We start from the raw sequence: 18,911 nt of genomic DNA, 5'->3' as shown, positions 1-18,911 counted from the left end.
CGTATTGTACTCCAGGCTCGTCTGTTTTGGCCGTTGTTGAACGAGGATGATCGACGAGGGGCTTATTAAGTCATTTCGCCCGGCATGACAGCCCCGTTTGAGCCATTGCAAGAGGTGTTCAGGCGAGCAAAAGGGGAGGGCGGCGCCGACAAGCGACCAGGCAAGGTTCGCCACGGGATTTGACGACTCCGCAAAAATCGATAGTTTTCTTGGTCATGAAGGTCTTGAATCACGGCTTCACGCTCACGAGACGGACAGGAATGCGCCTGTGAGGAGCGTCTTGGTGACAGGCGGTGCCGGCTTTCTCGGCTCGCATCTATGCGAGCGCCTGCTGAAGGAAAACAAAGAAGTTATTTGTGTCGATAACTTCTTCACCGGCTCACGTCGCAACGTGGATCAACTTCTCGGCAAGGCTTCTTTCAAGCTGTTGCAACACGACATTACGACACCCCTCCATGTCGAAACCGACGAGATCTACAATCTGGCCTGCCCGGCTTCGCCGAAGCATTATCAGTTCGATCCGGTCCAGACGACCAAGACGAATGTGCTGGGCGCCATCAATGTGCTGGACCTGGCGCGGCGCCTGAAGATCAAGGTTCTGCAGGCCTCCACCTCCGAAGTCTATGGCGATCCGCACATCCATCCCCAAGCGGAAGATTATTGGGGGAACGTCAATCCGATCGGGGCGCGTTCCTGCTATGACGAGGGCAAGCGCTGCGCCGAGACCTTGTTCTTCGATTATATTCGACAATACGACGTCCCGGCCAAGGTCGTAAGGATCTTCAACACCTATGGTCCGCGCATGCAGCCCGATGACGGGCGGGTGGTGTCGAACTTCATCGTCCAGGCCCTGTGCAACCGGGATATCACCATCTATGGCGATGGCGGGCAGACGCGATCGTTCTGCTATGTCGACGACCTGATCGAAGCGCTCATTCGCATGATGGCGACGCCGGCTGATATTCACGGACCGGTCAATATCGGCAATCCCGTGGAGATGACCGTCCGGGAACTCGCCGAACTCATCATCGAGCTGACGGGTTCGGCGTCCCGGCTCAACTTTCGGCCTTTGCCGGCGGACGATCCGCGCCAGCGCCAGCCCGATATTGCCAAGGCGCGCGCGCTTCTGGACTGGGCTCCTTCTGTCGGCCTTCGCGAGGGCCTGGCCAGGACGATCGCCTATTTCGAGGATCTGCTGAGATCGGACGAACACAGGGTGCTGCGTAGCCTCAGCCCCGCCCAATGAGGTCTTGAGATCGTCTCCTGGGATGGGCGGCGATCTCAATGCGATTGTTGATTGGCCGGGCTTAGTTTAACCTATCACCCAACCTGACGTGGGGACTGGCGCCGGGAGAGTGGCATGAAATTTCTGCTCAAGGCATGGGGGCCGTTGCTTCTGGCGTTCGCCCTGATTGTTTCGCCAATCCTGCTTGCACAGGCCCGCGCCCAGCTCATTACGAATGGCGGCTTCGAGACGACGACGGGGTGGACATACGCTGGAGGGTCTACCCGTACGCAGGAAGGCACAATATTTCTCAACCCGCCGGCGCATAGCGGGAGTTTCTATGGCACGATTGCCACCGGCGGCGGAACGATTTCGCAATCCATCAATATTCCTACCGCCGGTACTTATCAATTGAGCTTCTATCTGGCGCCGCAATTGTCTCTTTCTCTTGGGACTTTGAATTTCAGTGTCCAGATAGGGGGAACGACTTACAATTTAACCTATGGCATTACGGTCATTGGTTTGGGCGGCTATAATCTTTATACACTTACCGTCAGTTTGCCGGCTGGTGTAACAAATCTGATCTTCACGAACTTGCCGGGCTTGTTGACATCGCCTTTGCGTCTGGACGACGTATCCCTGGTGCAGATCCCTGGTCCCGTACCGGGTACGAGCACGATTTCCTATTTGGTGGTAGCCCTCCTGGCCCTGATGCTGGGACGCAGGCAAATGAGGGACTGGGTGAGGTGGCTCAAGGGCCTGTTATCGACGCGCAGCTCGTAATCCTCGTCACGACTGCGTCGAGAGGTTAGCCGTAAGAAGGTTCAATTGACCTTCAATACGCGTCGCGGTTCCCGTTCAACCAACAAGAGTCGGGTTGTGGATTGTCGTTCCGATGCGTAATCTCATTCCGATAGCCGCGCTCCATTTCGGCGCCTTGCGTTAGGGCAACCCATATGCCTCCTCTGCCCATCGAGGTTTCACTGGTCATTTTCGTGATCCTGGTGGGTATCGGCATCGCCGGATTCTTTGCCTCCTCGCGGCCCTACAATATCTTTGCCGAAAGCTGGCGACAGGCATTCGTGACTATTATACGCCAGCCGGGGCTGTTCTTTGCCGCCTGGTTGATTTTCGCCATTCAGGAGTTGGTGCCACCGGTATCTTTCCTGGTGGCATGGCCTTCGGGGCTGGTTCAGATCGGGCTGCTCGTCACTTTTCATGCCATGACGACCTATCTGCTCGCCCGCATCGCGTTACGCCTGCATCGGGGCCTCATCCACGAAGAATGGCGCCCCGTAATACCCACCGGCTCTCGGGCGCGGCGGATGGGTTTTTACGTGCTGCTGTGCTGGGCCATCATCGGCCTGCTCAAGCATCCGCCCTTGCCGACTTCGCCTGTTCCGCATGAGCAACTCCTGCGCGGGGCCATCCTGCTGTCCTATGCCCTCGGCTTCATGGCGACGGCTGGCCTGGCATTGGTGGGACCAGCGGCATCCCTCGACGAGCGCCGGCCGATCCGGACCTCGTTGAGGACGGCATGGCGCGAACCGGTCTCCCTATTGGTCATCATCATCGGCATCAGCCTGCAGATCGGCTTCGTGATGGAGGGGGCAAATCTGGCTCTCAGCCACTACCCGCAGATCGGCGAGCTGCGTCTGTTCGCGGCACCAATCGTCTGGGCCTTCATGGCGCTCGTTCTGTTCATGTCGGAATTCTCGCTGGTGATATTCCTCACGCGCGTCTGGGAGGACCGCTACGAAGAGGACACGCGCAACGCGGCTCACAATTTCAACTGGACCTGAAGCCCGCTTCGCGAAAACGCGCTTTAGGCCAGGGTCGAACTTAGGGTTCGGTGAGCAGAGCTGACCAGTCGAAGCTGTTGCGCTGACACTGGCGGGGCGAAAAGATGGCAAGACCGATGGAATCCCAGGCGCTCGATCGGGAAAGACCCAGCATGACGCCGAGCTTACGTCGCAGCCATGGCCAGGCGAGGTCCCGAAGATGCAGGCTGGGCACTGCCGCGCCGCTATAGACGGTGATCAGCTCTTCATTGGCGCCTGACATGTCGGTGAGGATTTGGGTAGCATCGCGGTGGATGGTCTCCGTCAGCACGGCTCGTGTCGGCGTGGTGCAACCAGGCCGCATGAAAGAGAATTCGGGGCCAAGCAGGGTCTTGCGTTGGGCTGAGAGCGAAAAGCCGGCTTTTGCGAAAGCCGATGCGATCTGGGCTTCGGGGGCGGGCTGGGGGGTAACACGGGCCTGACGGATTGCCAGGGTCAGCGAACAGACCACCAGCGCAGCAGCCAGAAGATGGAACAGGCGAGTCATGCGGAGGGCTGCATTTGCCCGGGCCGGGTCCGGCAATAAGCGAGTACAAGGATCAGGACAGCGTAGAATGCCGCCAGGAAACTCGCGCCCGTGCCTTCGTGCCAGACCAGATAACCTTCCTTCGACGCGCAGATCAGGATCAGGCGCAGCCAGTTCAAGGCGAAGGTCGCGCCAATGACGATGAGGAACGCTGCGCGGTCGGAACGACGGAGTGGCCCCCCGAAGCCGACGGCAATGATGGCGTAGGCCATAAGGTTCTGGACGAGTGTGGTCGAGGTGGCGCAGCCCCACATGACGTCGAAGCCGATATTGTCGGCGGGCCGAAGGATATAGGTGCCGTAGCCCGACACCTCCTGCCCCGCCACCTGGAGCACTGTTCGCACGATGGCGGCATCGAGCAGCCCAACAACATTGTGAAGGGCGAGGAAGGGCCAGCCGAGGAGCACGAATTGGGCGATGAACGCCAGCAGCGCAAAGGGCGAGGCCCGGCAGGACGGGCGCTTGCGCAAGCGCCATGCCGCAAGGATGGCGAGCGCCAGCGCGGCGGCGAGAGGTATCTGGCGCAGCACGAGCACGCAGACGGCCATCGCCGCGAGGATGAAGGCAGTCTCACCGGCCTGGAAGGGAGTATCGCGCCGCCCGTGCCCGATCAGGCGCACAATCACCGCGATCTCGATCAATTCCAGGACGGAGATCACATTGGGCAGGTCGCCGATCTGGCGCAAGGGCTGCTGGCCCAGCCGATAATAAAACCATTCGAGGCAGACAAGGACAAGGCACCACCCATAGACGGCCCGACAGGAGACGGTGCGCGAGGGCGCGATTGTTTCAGGAACCGGCGACATGGCCATCGGCGACGGGCTGGCTATCTGGCAGGGCGGCAGGCGCCGTGCCCTCCCGGCGCCGGATCATCACACGCCCGAGCACGAGAATGTCCATGCGTGTCCGCAGGAAGCAGTCGAGCGCCTCGCCGGGCGTGCAGACGATGGGTTCATTTTCGTTGAAGGAGGTATTGAGCACCATCGGAATGCCGGTCTGCGCGAAGAAGGCGGAAATCAGGGCGTGATAGGCCGGGTTGGCCTGTTGCCGTACCGTCTGGGGGCGCCCGGAGCCATCCACATGGGTGATCGCAGGCACAAGGGCGTACTTGTCGGGCCTGACCGGAAGAACCTCGGTCATGAACGGCACCTCGTCGATACCTTCGAACCAATCGGCGGCGTGTTCGGCGAGGATGGAAGGCGCGAAGGGGCGGAACGACTCGCGCCGTTTGATCTTGTGGTTGAGAAGCTGCTTGATATCCGCCCGCCGAGGATCGCACAGGATGGAGCGGCTGCCGAGCGCGCGCGGTCCCCATTCCATCCGCCCATCGAACCAGCCGATCACATTGCCGGCGGCGATGGCGGCTGCCGTTACCCGGTTAAGCTCGGCATCATCGCCAAAATGCCGGATCTCGCAGCCCAGGGCGGCAAGATTGGCCGTCTCGGCCATCACAAGCCGATCGATGTCGCCGGAGGCAAAGCCCGGTCCCCAATAGGCATGGTCCATCGCGGCTATGCGCCGGCCGCCGAGCTTGTGCCAGAGGGCGAGGGCGGAACCCAGGGCCCCACCGGCATCACCGGCCGAAGGCTGCACATAGAGGTGACGGAAGGCGGTGGTGCGCCTTATCTTGCCATTGGCCACCGAATTGAGGGCGCAGCCACCGGCCATGGCGAGGTTCGGCAGGCGATATTTGTCCCAGACGGCTTGCAGGATGTGATCGAGGACTTCCTCATAGAAAGCCTGGACCGAAGACGCGATGTCGTGATGGCGTTCGGTCAATGCCTCGCTCGGCGCTCTCGCCGGGCCGAGCAGGTCCTCCAGCGCATCCGAATAGAGCGGGGCGAAGACCGGGGCTCCGCCCTGCCAGTCGAAAGCTATCCTCTCGCGGTGATGCCGGAAATAGCCGAGGTCGAGAGCGAAGGTTCCTGCCGCTTGGAGCCTGATGACGCGGCGCAGCCTTTCGAGGAAGGCCGGCTTGCCATAGGACGCCAGGCCCATGACCTTGTACTCATCGCCATAATGCGGAAAGCCGAGATATTGGGTGAGCGTCTGATAGAACAGGCCGATGGAATGGGGAAACAGGACCCGTTTTTCGATAGCGATCTCGCTGCCACGCCCGCTTCCCCAGGCGGCAGAGGAGAAATCGCCGAAGCCGTCGAGGGAGAGGACGGCTGCTTCCTCGAAGGGGGAGGCGAAGAAAGCCGATGCCAGATGGGCCAGATGGTGCTCGATCCGATGCACAACGCCCTTGAAGCGCCGCCCCGGAAAGGCGGCGGCCAGTTCATCGACGATGGAGAGGCGCTTGCGCCTGTTGCGGAACCGGTCGACGACAAGGGCAAGATCAGGCCTGTGGCGTGCCAGATGGGCCAGGCGCTCCAGGCGATGCACCGTCGGGTCGCTGTTGACGGCGACATGGTCGACGTCTCCAAGCCCGATGCCTGCTTCCTGAAGGCAATAGGCGACGGCCTGGCTGGGAAACCCCGCCCAGTGTTTGATGCGGCGAAAGCGCTCTTCCTCGGCGGCCGCGATGATCTGCCCGTCCTTGAGAAGGCAGGCGGCTGCATCGGCGTGGTAGGCGTTGAGGCCGAGGATGATCAAGCGAGGACCCTTCCTGTCATTTTGCCAGGCGCCGATCGATCAGGGTCAAGGCGATCAGGCATTCGGCGATCGTACGCTGCAGGGTATAGTACCAACCCGCCCAGCCATCGAGGAAGGCACCTTTCCAGAACAAGGTGTAGACGAACACCAGAAGCGGCGCCGGCCATGCCCTCAGCCGGAGGCGGTCGACCCGGTTCAGTGTGTCCCTGGGGGCCGCCAGCAGATGGTCGGCCTCGATATGCGCATAGCGCTTTTGCGAATCGACCCATCTGAGAAGGGGTTTGCGGTCGTCGTGATAGATGGGCGCCGCCAGGGTGCCGACTTCGCCCGCCACGGTCACGCGATGGCCATGACCCTCGTCGCGATAGCGCGCCGCCTGCCGGCGGTAGAGCACGGTGCGAGCGGGATAGAGGGTCCCACGCAGGGCCCTGCCATGGATGCGATAGATGAACGTCGTCGAATAGCCCTGCGCGGTTTCTTCGCGGAGGGACTGAATTTCGCGAACGAGATCCTCGCTCAACTCATAATCGGCATCCAGCGAGAGCACCCACGGCGTGTCGACGAGGCCAAGGCCGAAATTGCACTGGTCGGCAAAACTGTCGAAGGGGCGATGCACGACCTCGACATTGGCGTATCTGCTGGCGATCTCGAGGGTCTCGTCCGTACTGCCACTGTCCACCAACAGAATACGGGACGCCCAGTCGAGCCGCTCGAGGCAGCGTGCCAGATTCGGAGCTTCGTTGAAGCTCAGGATCAGGACCGTCGTCCGCGGTGCGATCAAGTCAGACATGAACGGCTCTTCCGACGAGGGCGACTTCCCTCGCCTGGGCGAGGATTGCCTCCTGGTAGACATCGACCATGGCCGATGCAATGCCCGGCCAGGAGAACTGTTCGCGTGCCGTCTTCTCGCCGGCCTGTCCCAGCCTGGTGGCAAGATCCGGGTCTGCCAGAAGGGAGGAAAGCGCTGCGCCCAGCGCCTTGGGAGAGGCGTCGACGACCATGCCGCAGCCGGCGCTGGCGACCACGTCGGCCAGGCCGACTTCAGGGCTGACGACCACGGGACGGGCGCAGGCCATTGCCTCTAGGACGGCATTGCCGAAATTCTCCGAATGGGAAGCCAGCGCGAAGGCGGCGCAGTTGCGCAGCAAGGACCATTTCTCCTCGCCATGCACGGGGCCCACGAAGCGGACGCGGGCATCGAGCCCCAACGCAGCCGCGCGTGCCCTCAGCCGGGCGGTTTCGCCCTCGTCATCGTTGCCGGCGATGACGAGATCGGCATCGGCGACAAGCTGCATGGCATCGATCAGACGCGCGATGCCCTTCTTCCAGCTGATCCGGCCCAAAAAGAGGACATAGGGCCGGGAGCGATCCGGCGGAAAGAGGCTGGCACCGGCAGGCGGCATGTCGATGCCATTGGGCACCAGGGCGAAAGCCCGGGCCGGCAATCCCAGTTTCTCGATGTCGAGGCGTTCGGATCGACTGGTCACATGAATGGCCGCCGCCCCGGCAAGGTTGGCCCGGTCGAAAGCCCGGATCCAGGCCGATTTCAACATCCGGCTCTTGCGCTGGATCAGGCCCTCGACGAGCATCCCACGTGGCGCCAGCAGATAGGGAACGGCTTTTCGCTGTGCCAGCCTCGCGGCAACGGTAGTGGGCCACAGGAATACGGAATGAAGATGCACGATATCGAAGGAAGCGATGTGCCGTGCCAATGCACGGCCCATGGCGGGAGAGCGGTAGAGACGTCGTCCGAGGCCGGTGGGGAAATAGTGGACGTCCACGCCATCGAGCCGCACGGGCCTGTCGGTCGGGACCGGCAGGATGCCGGCGCCGTCGACATTGGTGGTGTAGACATGCACATCGCAGCCCTGGCCCGCCAATGCACGGCACAATCCGTGCACGGCATGAATTGGTCCACCATAGCGTAAGGCTGGCAGATAGGTCGGCACCACATGGAGGCAGCGCAGGGTCAAGATATCGGCCCCGGCGCGGCGCGGAACCGGGTCTTGACCCGATGCGCCAATGAATAACCTTCGCGCCAGCCCAGTGCCTTCCAGGCGCGCCCAGCCATTGCGGCGGTCCCTGTTTCGTAGGGAAGCGTGAGCAGCATGGCGAGCAGGCGGTCGAAGAAGACCTCGGGTGCGAAATGCGTCGCAAATACCTGACGCGCGCGCTGGCCCATGACCGCGGCCTGTCCGCGGACCTCCTTCAGGATATGCGGTATATGCATGATGTCCTTTTCGGCCACGAACAGGCTGAAATCCCGCCAGGGAATATCGGGTGGTGCCTGCCAGGCATCGGCGATGATCACTGGTGCACGGCCAAGGGCCATCGCTTCGAAAAGACGGATGCTGGCGGTGCCGAAGCCGCGGGGGCAAAGGGCGAATTGCGATTGTAGCAGCAGTTCGCGATAGGTCGCACGATAGTCGAAATCGGCGAAGCGGGCCGGCGCCGCTGCAAGATCGAGGCACGGTGTATCTGGAGTGTCGAGCGCCAGGAGGCGTTCGCGTATCGGATGGGTGCTGGTTCGGCCCAGAAAGGAAAACAGATAGGCAGGTTCCTTCTGCGGCGGGGAGGCCGCCGGGGTGGGGGCATCGGGGTCTGGGAGATAGCTCCAGCTCCGCGCCCAGGGCAGGGTCCTGGTGAGGGATGGATAGGCCCCGGGCAGCACGGCGTAGGGCCAGTCCGATTCCGAGAACAGGAAATGCCTGGCCGTGGGGTGGGTCCTGACCCGGCGCCGCAATAGCGGCAGGTCCGCAAGGCCGACATAGCCACTGTCGAGATACAATACGATATCGGGGACGTCATCGGCAGCGGCGATCCGGAGGGCCGAGGGCGGATGCAGCGCCGCCAGCCGGCGGGCTTTCGAGAGAGCTGGGTTTTCCCGCAAGGCGGTCAAGAGGAGACAAGGGCCTGCCATCAAATCCGTCTTGTCAGCGCGTTGCCAGCCTGGTTTCCAGCCAGGAGCGCATGCGTGGCGCCACCAGCCGGATGAACAGGGCAGTGAGAAGAACCGAAACCATCACGCCGCCGACCAATTTCGCCAGGCTGACTTCCAGCAGGGCGGCCTGGACCAGGATGGCACATGCCGAGGTAAAGCCCAGCAGCGGCCCGGCGCGCGGGGCATGCACGAGCCATCGGTAGATGCGACCATAGAGATAGCCGAAGACGAAGATGACGGCCATCATCAGCAAGGGGCCGAAATCGATGTAAAGCTCGGCCATGTAGCCCAGGCTGATCGAGGTGCCGCGATAAGTTCCGGAAAGGCCACCCGTATAGTAATTGGTGCGGCGGGTGTCATCGACCTGGCTCTTGTCGGCAAACACGATGCGCGGCATGAAGGGGCGGCTTGCTGCATCCAACAGGAGCGCGCCCTTCTCGTGGGGAATGGTCTGCGGCACGCGGGCGAGAACGACGGCGAACAATTCGACATAGGAGATGCGGTGGAGCATCTTTCCGGTTGCATCCGACATCGATGCACCGTCGAGCCGGCCGAGCAGCTGGGCAATGGTCGCCAGCCGGTCGCCGAGGTCGAGCGTGACGGCCTGCGAGGCCGAACCGCCGGATGCGGCATTGCGATAGTCTTCCTTGATGGCGGTCCATAGGATCCCGCTGACGACGATCAGGCAAACCAGGATCGCTCCACCCAGCAGATGGAGACCGCGCAGGCGGGTTCCGGCCATGGCTGTGGCAAAGAGGGTGAAGAACATCACCGTCTTGAAATCGGAGAAATACCCACCCGTGCTCATGGCAAGTTCGGCTAGAAAAGCACAGACGAACAAGGGGTTGCCCAACTGGTTTCGCACGAAGGATGCATAGGCGAACATCATGAAGAACGCCCATTTCAATCCGGCCAGCGCCAGGAGTGGCTGCGCAAGGCCGGGGATGAGGGCGGCAGCCTGGAGCGCGCCGACCGCGACGATCGAGGCCGCGAGATAGAGTGAGAACCAGGTGGCGAGGGGCTGAGCCAGCACCAGTTCCCTCGCCTGCCGGCTTACAGCCCTGTCGGGGGGCCCGCTGCCGAGCCGTATGCCCACTGCCAGGAACAGCAGGCCGAACAGGGTCAGGATGATCGCCCACTTGTTGTCCCCGCCATAGATCGTATAGGCGCTGACATCGATACCGAGCCAGTTGGCATGGAAGGCCGATATCGATGCTTGCAGCCATTGATAGGCGAAGATGAACAGCCCGATCGGCGGCTCGCCGGGCCGCCACAGCAGGGCAATGCCCGCAACGAGCACGACCAGACTGAAGGTGGTGAGCAGGGCGTTCTCGCCCGGCAGGTTCAGGATGGCGAGCAGCACTGCGCCGACGATCACGGCCCCAGGCAGAGGGGCTGCCGAGCGCGGGGAGGTGGCCGACATCGGCATCAGGTCAAGGCTCCTGATATCCTGCGCGGGAAGGCAGCCTTCTCGAGGCAGGACGACAGGGCAGCCTCGATGCCATCGACCGCCGCGCCTACGCTATAGCGCTGAACCAGCGACGCAAGGGCTGCCTTCATGCCAGCACCCCTGGGCGGATCGATGAGGGCTGCAGCAAGAGCCTTGACGTTACCGGTTTCGAAGGTCCGCCCGCTGTCGGAATCGACAGCCAGGTCGGGCGCGCAGCCGCATTGGTCGGATACGATGACGGGCCGCCCGCAGGCCTGCGCCTCGTTGGCCACGAGGCCCCAGGTTTCCTGACCGGAAGAGGTCAGCGCCAAGCCGTCGCAGGCCGCATAGAAGGCCGGCATTTCGCTCTGGTTGCGAAAGCCGAGGAAATGCAGCCGCACCTGGGTCTGCGCGGCGCGTTCCAGCACCGCCTCGCGCATCGGACCGTCGCCGGCGATCATCACTTCGATTGCGCGTCCTCCGCTGCGGCATAGCGCAGCCGCCTCGATCAGATCGAGCGGACGCTTGCGTTCGATCAGCTTGCCCGCAAACGCTATGACGTGGCTGCCCTCGGCAATGGACAGTCCGGCGCGCAGGGCTTCGCGGGCCTGCGGCGTGGCCCGCGTGGCAAACCAGTCCGTATCGATGCAATGGGGTGAAAAGTGCAGCCGCGTAGGCGGATAGCCATAGTGGCGATAATAGGCCAGGGAGTTCTGCCCGACATAGAGCGCCGCATCGAAGAAGCGCAGTAAACGGGGATAGGCGGCCTGCTTCGCCCAGGCCTTCAGGCGCCGGCGCGGTGTCAACAGATGGCTGTCTCCTCTTACCAGAACGGGTATGTTGAGGCGCCGGGCAGCGACAATACCCTGCAGATAGGATTTGAGCGCCCAGCCGCAAACGAGCAGGGCATCGAAGCCACCCTCCCGCAAGGCCTGGGCGATGGCCGGCGTATCGCAGCCGAAGAAATGGTCCACGCCCGGTTTCCTGGCCTTGTTGGCGAGAAAGCGGTGGGGGTAGCCGGCGGCGAGGTCGATATCCCAGTCGAACGCAACCCCGAAGCCGGCATCGGCCTGCTGCCGGGGCGTGGGATGGTGCGCGAAGAAGACCTCCAGGTCCATGCGCCTGGCGAGTTCCCGGAAGATAGGTGCCTGGTATTGGATCGGATGGGAGGTGAGAACAGCCAGGCGCATGATCAGCGCAGTCCGTCGAAAATGGCGCCATAGCGGCCGGCAATGGCCTTGGCCGAAAAAGGCTCCAGGAGATCCCGCCGGGCCTGACCGAGGCTGGCGGGGTCGAGGGCGAGGCGTTCCAATCCGGCGGCGATGTCCTGCGCCAGGCCCGCCAGGCCGTTGGCGTCGGCGAAGGAGAAATTGATGCCCCCGCCGGCCGCCGCGAGAAGGGCATGGGCGCTGGACAGGCGGTGAAACAGTGAAAGATAGGGGCGCCGCGTCAGCAAGGCGGGATAGATCTTTGACGCGGTATAGTGGGCTTCGTCCGAGCCGACCAGCAGGAGGCCTTGGGACTCGGCCATCAGCCCCAAGGCTTCGGCATAGGCGAGGCGTTGGGGGGTCTCGACGACGAGATCGGCGACTTTCTCTGCCTCGGCAAGCGGAAGGATGGAGAACGTATCGCCGCCATTGGCCTGATTGCTCGTGCCGATGAAATGAAGACGCAGGCGCGCCGCCAGACGTGGCTGGCGTGCTCTCATTTCGGCAAGGCCTTTGAGCAGGGCCTGGAAAAGCCCCTGCGAGCGCGGCAGCGCCGTGCCGACATAGCTCAGATTGATCGTCGCAGGATCGAGCCGGCTTTGGCGGGTGCCAGGCATGGTCCCGAGGAGCTCCAGATCGCCGGGATCCCCGCCGATGGGCAGCGCCGCCATTCGCGATGTATCGAGCCAGGAATGGCGCGCGGCCAGTTCCTGGTTCTGGCGTTCGGAGACCGATGTGACGAAGCGGGCCTTGCGCAGGGCCGGTCCTTCGAGGCGAAGCGCGATCTGATGGGATAACCCAGCCTTGCTCAACGGTTTCTGGTCTCCGCCCCACGCCGAAACCCAGGGGTCCTGGAAATCGAGCACCACCGGCACGCCGAATTTCGGCTCGATCCAGCGCGACATCAGCATGGGATAGAAGGGCGATCCCGTGATCAGCACGGCGTCGATCCGTCTGGTCGAGAGCAGGTCGGCCGCGCGGCGGGAAAGGGCCGACCAGGCCCGCAGGCCGAGATCTCCGATGCCGAACCGGCGTGTCATGCGGGCTTGCAGGGCGGAAACCTTGATGATCTCCAGAGCCGGCGAGACCAGGCTGCCGAGCAGGGGATCGGGTTCCTGTTCGTAGAAGCGGTCATCCACGCAGAGGATGACAGGGGTCCAGCCCGCTGCCGGCAGGTGATTGGCCAGATGCCGGGCCCGATGCACGCAGGCGAGGTTGGACGGCGGGAAATAGGGGGAGACGATCAGGACGGTGCGCGGGAGACTCATGCCCGCCTCCGCGACGAGCCGTTCAACGATTGGCGCGCCAGATCGACCACGATCACGCTTTCCCGGTCCCAATTATAGGTTTTCTGCGCGAGATCGAAGGCGCTTGCCCGAGCCTGCGCCAGGCGTGCCGGATCCTGCAGCAGGCTGTCGAGGCTGGCAGCCAGGCTCGCGGCATCGTCGGCTGTGAAAAGCGCAGTGGCAAGCGGATGCGAGCCGGCGAACGCCCGCTGGGCCGGCGTATCGGACAGGATGGCTGGGAGCCCGGCCATGAGATAGGTGAACAGTTTGTTGGAGAGGGCGAACGCATTGTTGGCCGTATGTCCCGGTTCGGCGCACAGGCCGAGATCATGGCCGGCGGCCAACCGGACGAGCTCGCCAGGGAGCGCGGAGGGTAGGAAATGCAGGCGCTCCGGCACGCCCTCCTGTTGCGCAAGGCGCCGCAATTGGCCTGCATAGGGCGCACCCGCATGGCCGCGCAGGTAGAGGTGCGGCCTTGAGGCCGCCCTTGCAATGGCCTTGATCGCGCATTCGAGGCCGCGATCGGGGCCGATAACCTGCGAAAACCAGTAGAGGGACGGACCCGGATCGGCCGTACCCTTGGCGGTTGGCACATTCGGGGCCTGCGACAGCGGAAAGCTGTTCAGCACGATTTGCGGGATGGGCACTGCGTAGGCCTGCGCATAGGCACGCGCAATCTCGGGCGAGGCGGCGGTGATATAGCAGCATCCCGGCAAGGCGGCTGCCTCGATGGCGCGCAGATGCGAACGGTTCGCCTCGGCCGCCGGGCCGTCGCGCCACTCGCCCAGATGGAAATCCTCGGCATCGAAGGCATAGCCAGCGTGGAAGCGACTGGCAGCGGCCTTGGCAGCCGGCAGGGCCGGGGGATAATGGGCGATGTAGAGATCCGCCGGGACGCGGCTGGCGGCGGCGATCAGGGCAGGCGTGAACACGCTGAACGCCCGGGAGCTGAAAAGGCGCCTGCCACTCGCGGCGTGTGCCGCGCCCGCAAGTTCCTGGCCGAGCCGACGCAGGCGCCAGCCTGCCCGCGAGCGCAGGTCGATGCGCTCGATCCGGAATGGTGCCTCGCGCAGGATGGATTGGTCGCGCGGCTCTACGCCCTCCAGCATGCGGGTCGCGACGACGGTGACGGCGAAGCCGGCCTGGTGGAGGGCATGCGCCTCCTTGACCACGCGCGGATTGGATCCGAGCTGGCCCGGGGTGAGGATGCAGATATGCGATCCCGGGTGGGGGCTCGTCATGTCCGCTCCATCTCGTGGGCAGGACAGCCGTGGTCGGCGCCTCCCAGGCGTTGCCTGAGCCCGCCGGCTAGGGCAGTGCGATAGGCCGGCCATTGATGACGGCGGGCCGTCTCGAGCGCGCCGGTCCGCATAGCCTGCAGGCGCTGGCGATTGTCGAGGCACCAGGCAAGGGCCTGCGTCAAGGCCTCTGCGTCGGCTGAGGGAATGACGAGCCCGTTCTCGGGCGTCACGAGGTCGGCCGCGCCCGTCATGTCTGTGACGATTACAGGCAGGCCATGCGCCATGGCCTCGGCCACGACCATGCCGAAACCGTCGGCAAGGCTTGGAAACACCAGGACATCGGCCTGCTCGAAAGCCCGGAACAGTTCGGCACGCGGGCGCGAGCCATGAAAGCGGATCGTGTCATCAGCCGGGGCGAGAAGATCGGCAGGCAGCCCAATCTGGCCATAGATGTCCAGCCTGGCATATGCGGCGACCGGCAATCGGCGCCAGGCTTCGAGGAGATAGGGCACGCCCTTGCCGAGGGTGATGTTGCCGGCATAAACAGCTCGGAGAGGTCCCGTATCGCTCCCGCGCGGGGGCCGGGACCGATCGAGCACCGGAGGAGCGCCGAGGGGGACGACCAGGATCTTCGCGGGATCGGCACCCCCGGCGATGTGGGAGCGCGCGGTAAGGGCGGAATTGGTGACGATGAGATCAGCGAGCCCGATCTCCGCGTCGCGCCTCGCCTGCCTCCGCGCAAAGCGATCCGAGAAATAGGCGGCATTGGCGCCGTCGAGCTGCTTCCACCGGGTCAGTTCGCGCTGACGGATGCTCTCGAATTGCCGGCTGCTGAGCGAGGGCAAATGCAGGATGCGTCGAGTTCCTTCATGCGCAGCGCGCTGGAAGCTCGCCAGCGCCGTATATTCGAAGGCATGGATGGCCTCGGCGCTGGGCACGTGGCGGCTGGCGACGGCCGCATCGAAGCGGTGGCTCATCAAGTCCCAGAGGCGGTCGACGGTCACTGGTCCGGCGCCACCCTTGGCCGCCACGCTGCGCAGGATTTCCCATGCCGGATAGGTCTGCACGAGGCTGTGCGGGATCGTCTCGATCGAACGGTGCAGCAATTTCTGGCTCAACGCCGCGGCCTGGTCCGACGGCAGGGCGCGCAGCAGGCGGTCGCCCCACCCTTGCCCGGAATAATGAAAACTGGTCACGAAGGTCTTCAGCCAGCCTTGTTCATGCAAGGCCAGGGCGATCTGCTGGGCATGCGGCATGGTACCGGGGTAGCTCAGCACCGACCTCATGCTGCAGCCCTCGAACGCCGTCCCGCGATCATGGCCTCATAGATCTGCAGATAGCGGTCGGTGACGGCATCCTCGCTATAGAGTATTTCGACCCGCTGCCGGCACGCGGCTCGCTCGATCCTCTCGAGCCTGGCGACTGCCGCCGCCATTTCCTCGACGGTGTCGACGACATATCCGGTGTGCCCATCCTCGACCACTTCGGGAACGGCACCGCGACCGAAGCCGATGACGGGCGTGCCGCAGGCCATCGCCTCTGCCATCACGATGCCGAACGGTTCTTCCCACAGGATGGGCATCAGCAGTGCGGCGGCGCTGCCGAGCAACTCGTCCTTTTGCCGGTCGTCGACGGGCCCGACATACTCGACATCGCCATCACGCAGATGCGGAGCGACATGGGCCTCGAACCAGGCCTGGTGTTCCCCGGCCAGATTGCCGGCAATGATCAGCCGCCGGCCGGCCAGCCGGGCCGCTGCGATGGCCAGGTGCGGCCCCTTGATTTCTTCCACACGTCCCAGAAAGACCAGCGGCGCGTCGTCTGGCACCTGTTCCCGGAAGGTATAGGTCTCGCTCGGCACGCCATTGGGAACGATGTGCCAGGTCCCGACGTGCCTGACATGGCGTACCATATGCTCGCTGATGGCTGAGAATTGCAGCGTGCCGCGCGACAGGCGTTGCGCCAGCCCGGTCGTGCGCGGGCTGATCTCGCGCTGGTAGGTCATCAATTTGGGGATAGCACGCGGTAAAAGCGGTGCCAGATAGGCCAATCGCGAGAAGCTGTGGATGATATCGAAGCGCTGGCCGGCGATCGCTCTCGCCAGTTCGCCGGCATTCCTGAACGTATCATAGCGCGAAAGGCTGCTCGCGCCGGGCCAGGCCCGTTTCGGCACCGGGCATTGCGAGGCAGGGTGTGCGAACAGGGTCAGGTCATGGCCACGCGCCACGAGGCGGCGCGCCAGCATGTCGACCACGCGTTCGATGCCGCCATAAAATTGCGGCGGCACCGGCAGTTCGGGATCGCAGGTGAGGGCAATCCTCATGGATCGATCTTCACAAGCCGGCTTTCCCGGGCGAGGGCGGGCGGCAGCGAACGGTAGAGGTTGATCATGTCGTCGGCGACATCGGCCTGGCTGCGTAAAGGACCCTGGAATTTCGGCAAGGGATCCTGGGATTTGCGCGCAGCGAGCCGTCCGATGGCTTCGGCCCAATCCCGCACGGAGCCGGGTGAAAGCAATTCGCCGCCTTCTGTGCCTGCAACAAGTTCGGCAATACCGCCGAGATCCGATCCCAACACATAGAGACCGGCCGCCTGGGCTTCCAGCACCACCAGCGGGCCGGTTTCCAGCCAGAGCGAGGGCACGAGAAGAACATCATGCGCGGCCAGGGCCTCGGCGATGTCTCGATGAGGCAGGGACGGGAGGAACCGGACGCGCGGGTCGCCCGCGGCCAGGGCCCGCACTTCAGCCTCATAGCCGTCGTTCTCAGTGGCGCCGATGGCGTGGATGGAAAGTTCGACGGGTGTCTCCAGCGGCAGCCTGCGGAGGGCGGCAACCGCGACATGAATGCCCTTGGCCCTGTCCCATCGTCCGAGATAGACGAGCCGCAGATTGATACCCTCGGATCTCTTCCGAGCCGCTGCCTGCACGGCCTCCGCCAGGTAGGAAGCCGCGAGGCCATGGTGGCTGAGCACGAGTTTGTCGGATGGCGCGCCATTGCGCGTCAGCGTGTCGGCGAGCCATTGGCAGACGGCGACAAGGCGGTCGCTCAGCTCGAAGGCCTCGTTCAGCTCCTGCCCTTTCCCGATGGCGAGCGCCCTTGCCGAAAGCGCGGTGGCAAGGCGTGTGCGGCCCTGCAGGGCCCTGGCGGCAAAGGCACGGGGCAGCCGGCCGATCGCCCATGCGGCCGCGCGGGGCGCACCGCGGCTCTCCGCCCAGCAAGCGCCACAGCGGATCTCCTCGACCATACCGTCGCAAGGGACCTCTCCGAAGTGCAGCAAGGTACCGCGCAGGCATACGGTCCCGGCGACGTGAAAGGTGAGGACGGTTCTCAGCCCCTGCGCGCGGGCGGCACGCAGATGGTCGAGACCGCATCCTGTCGTCCAGGAATGCTGGTGATAGATGGCGCGTGGGTTCAGCCGCAGCAGGGCTTCGAAACGATCGAACTGGCCATGCCGGCGCGTTGCGCCACCAGACTGTCTTCCCTTGGGCAGTTCGACCGGATAGGTCCACACCGTCGCACCGCGGTGCTCGTAGTGATCCGGCGCACCGGGTACTCGCGGCACGAGCACAGCGCATTTCAGGCCCTTGAGGGAGAGTTCCTGCACCAGCCCTTCCAGATAGATTTCGGTGCCGCCGAGATCGTAGGGCGGATACCAGGCGGTCGCCATGACGACATCGGCTGGCGTCTCGTTCATGGCCGCCCCATCATGGACAGCAGGCCGTGCGTAGCGCGCAGCCCTAGCAGACGGGCGAGCGGCGTTGCGATACGCGCATGCCGCGATTGGCGCAGGCCGAGTGTGCGCCCTGCGGCGCTCGCTTCGAAAAAGCTTTTGTCCTCGCAGCGCAGCAGACCACGTCCGGCATTGTCGTAAAGGTCACGCAAGGTGGCGATGCGATCGGAAGTCAGGGTACCGCGTTCGCGCCACAGCGCCTCGATCTGCCGGCCGTTGCGGAGCACGTCGCGCCAGAACTGTACGGGATCGCGCCGCGACAGGCTCTGTGCCGCGATCCGGTAGTGGGCGCCAATATGGGCGCTGGGCACGAGGCGCCCACCATGGAACGCCGCGTCGAACATAAAGCGGGCGTCCTGGATCACCGGCAGATCGGGGCGAAAACCGCCGATCGTCTCGACCAGCTCTCGCCGATAGAGCAGGGCGCCCGTGGTGAGCCAGACATGGCTGGCAATCGCTCTTTCCGCGTCCTGCCGCAGCGCCGGCCAGTCGATGCTGCGGATTTGTGAGAGGACGGGAGCGCCTTGCTCGTCCGTGCTGAACTCCTGATAGTCACAGACGACCACATCGGCGTTCTCCGCAACGGCAAGGCGCCGTTCGATCGTGCCGGGCGTGAGCAGATCATCCGCGTCGAGAAACAGCAGCCATTCCGAGCGGGTTTCGGCGATGCCGCGATTGCGCGCCGCCGAGACGCCGCGATTTGGGCCTTCGATGACGCGATCGGCGGGCAGATAGCGCCGCGCGATATCGGCCGAACCGTCGGTCGAGCCATCGTCGACGACGATGAGTTCTGCGAGGCCGGGCTGGCCGATGGCGCTTTCGAGCGTTTGCGCCAAGGTTTGACCGGCATTGTAGCAGGGGATGATAATGGCGACGCTTGTCAT

Annotated in this window: 17 protein-coding genes; 3 read left to right on the top strand and 14 right to left on the bottom strand. The window is 63.9% G+C overall.

The features are described 5' to 3' along the window. Positions 1-283: 283 nt before the first annotated feature. The 3 genes from ACN6KF_RS32825 (at position 284) to ACN6KF_RS32815 (ending at position 3,027) form a co-directional block, all read left to right on the top strand. The gene (locus tag ACN6KF_RS32825; RefSeq protein WP_434961066.1) at positions 284-1,246 is read left to right on the top strand and encodes a UDP-glucuronic acid decarboxylase family protein; all 963 of its coding nucleotides are present in this window, start codon (positions 284-286) and stop codon (positions 1,244-1,246) included. A 114-nt stretch (positions 1,247-1,360) separates the two neighbouring features. Next, complete coding sequence (locus ACN6KF_RS32820) at positions 1,361-2,008, top strand: carbohydrate binding domain-containing protein (RefSeq protein ID WP_434961065.1); 648 nt, start codon at positions 1,361-1,363, stop codon at positions 2,006-2,008. A 173-nt stretch (positions 2,009-2,181) separates the two neighbouring features. Next, on the top strand, positions 2,182-3,027 hold the full coding sequence (locus ACN6KF_RS32815) for a hypothetical protein (RefSeq protein ID WP_434961064.1): 846 nt from the start codon (positions 2,182-2,184) through the stop codon (positions 3,025-3,027). 40 nt (positions 3,028-3,067) lie between these two features. Here the strand turns inward: ACN6KF_RS32815 and ACN6KF_RS32810 are convergent, their stop codons facing one another. The 14 genes from ACN6KF_RS32810 to ACN6KF_RS32745 are packed head-to-tail and all read right to left on the bottom strand — an operon-like array spanning position 3,068 to position 18,911. Further along, the gene (locus ACN6KF_RS32810) at positions 3,068-3,553 is read right to left on the bottom strand and encodes a hypothetical protein (RefSeq protein ID WP_434961063.1); all 486 of its coding nucleotides are present in this window, start codon (positions 3,551-3,553) and stop codon (positions 3,068-3,070) included. After that, positions 3,550-4,398: a hypothetical protein gene (locus ACN6KF_RS32805; RefSeq protein WP_434961062.1), complete on the bottom strand. Its 849-nt coding sequence runs from the start codon at positions 4,396-4,398 to the stop codon at positions 3,550-3,552. The genes ACN6KF_RS32810 and ACN6KF_RS32805 overlap by 4 nt, the downstream gene beginning before the upstream one ends. Next, complete coding sequence (locus ACN6KF_RS32800) at positions 4,382-6,190, bottom strand: carbamoyltransferase family protein (protein WP_434961061.1); 1,809 nt, start codon at positions 6,188-6,190, stop codon at positions 4,382-4,384. The genes ACN6KF_RS32805 and ACN6KF_RS32800 overlap by 17 nt, the downstream gene beginning before the upstream one ends. Positions 6,191-6,206: 16 nt before the next feature. Beyond that, on the bottom strand, positions 6,207-6,980 hold the full coding sequence (locus tag ACN6KF_RS32795) for a glycosyltransferase family 2 protein (protein ID WP_434961060.1): 774 nt from the start codon (positions 6,978-6,980) through the stop codon (positions 6,207-6,209). Continuing rightward, on the bottom strand, positions 6,973-8,163 hold the full coding sequence (locus tag ACN6KF_RS32790) for a glycosyltransferase (protein WP_434961059.1): 1,191 nt from the start codon (positions 8,161-8,163) through the stop codon (positions 6,973-6,975). Before ACN6KF_RS32790 ends, ACN6KF_RS32795 begins: the two co-directional genes overlap by 8 nt. Beyond that, positions 8,160-9,110, bottom strand: a complete 951-nt coding sequence (locus ACN6KF_RS32785) for an exostosin domain-containing protein (RefSeq protein ID WP_434961058.1) — start codon at positions 9,108-9,110, stop codon at positions 8,160-8,162. Before ACN6KF_RS32785 ends, ACN6KF_RS32790 begins: the two co-directional genes overlap by 4 nt. A 13-nt stretch (positions 9,111-9,123) precedes the next feature. Next, positions 9,124-10,560 (bottom strand): hypothetical protein, encoded by a 1,437-nt coding sequence (locus ACN6KF_RS32780; RefSeq protein ID WP_434961057.1) that lies wholly within the window; start codon positions 10,558-10,560, stop codon positions 9,124-9,126. Beyond that, positions 10,560-11,750 carry a glycosyltransferase family 4 protein gene (locus ACN6KF_RS32775; protein ID WP_434961056.1) on the bottom strand — a complete coding sequence of 397 codons (1,191 nt, stop codon included), beginning with the start codon at positions 11,748-11,750 and terminating at the stop codon, positions 10,560-10,562. The genes ACN6KF_RS32780 and ACN6KF_RS32775 overlap by 1 nt, the downstream gene beginning before the upstream one ends. Before the next feature lie 2 nt (positions 11,751-11,752). Then, entirely contained in the window at positions 11,753-13,036 is a 1,284-nt protein-coding gene (locus ACN6KF_RS32770) for a glycosyltransferase (RefSeq protein ID WP_434961055.1), read from the bottom strand. Next, complete coding sequence (locus tag ACN6KF_RS32765; RefSeq protein ID WP_434961054.1) at positions 13,033-14,295, bottom strand: glycosyltransferase family protein; 1,263 nt, start codon at positions 14,293-14,295, stop codon at positions 13,033-13,035. The genes ACN6KF_RS32770 and ACN6KF_RS32765 overlap by 4 nt, the downstream gene beginning before the upstream one ends. Beyond that, positions 14,292-15,581, bottom strand: coding sequence for a glycosyltransferase family 4 protein (locus ACN6KF_RS32760; protein ID WP_434961053.1), 1,290 nt, complete (start codon positions 15,579-15,581; stop codon positions 14,292-14,294). Before ACN6KF_RS32760 ends, ACN6KF_RS32765 begins: the two co-directional genes overlap by 4 nt. Next, entirely contained in the window at positions 15,578-16,618 is a 1,041-nt protein-coding gene (locus tag ACN6KF_RS32755; RefSeq protein ID WP_434961052.1) for a glycosyltransferase family 4 protein, read from the bottom strand. The genes ACN6KF_RS32760 and ACN6KF_RS32755 overlap by 4 nt, the downstream gene beginning before the upstream one ends. Then, complete coding sequence (locus ACN6KF_RS32750; RefSeq protein ID WP_434961051.1) at positions 16,615-17,991, bottom strand: glycosyltransferase; 1,377 nt, start codon at positions 17,989-17,991, stop codon at positions 16,615-16,617. Before ACN6KF_RS32750 ends, ACN6KF_RS32755 begins: the two co-directional genes overlap by 4 nt. Further along, positions 17,988-18,911 carry a glycosyltransferase family 2 protein gene (locus ACN6KF_RS32745; protein WP_434961050.1) on the bottom strand — a complete coding sequence of 308 codons (924 nt, stop codon included), beginning with the start codon at positions 18,909-18,911 and terminating at the stop codon, positions 17,988-17,990. Before ACN6KF_RS32745 ends, ACN6KF_RS32750 begins: the two co-directional genes overlap by 4 nt.

It is taken from the genome of Labrys methylaminiphilus subsp. lupini, from assembly GCF_051161885.1.
In the GTDB taxonomy this organism is placed as follows: domain Bacteria; phylum Pseudomonadota; class Alphaproteobacteria; order Rhizobiales; family Labraceae; genus Labrys.
The sequence above is the reverse complement of the archived record's forward strand: the minus strand, read 5'-3'. Positions and strand labels throughout refer to the sequence as shown.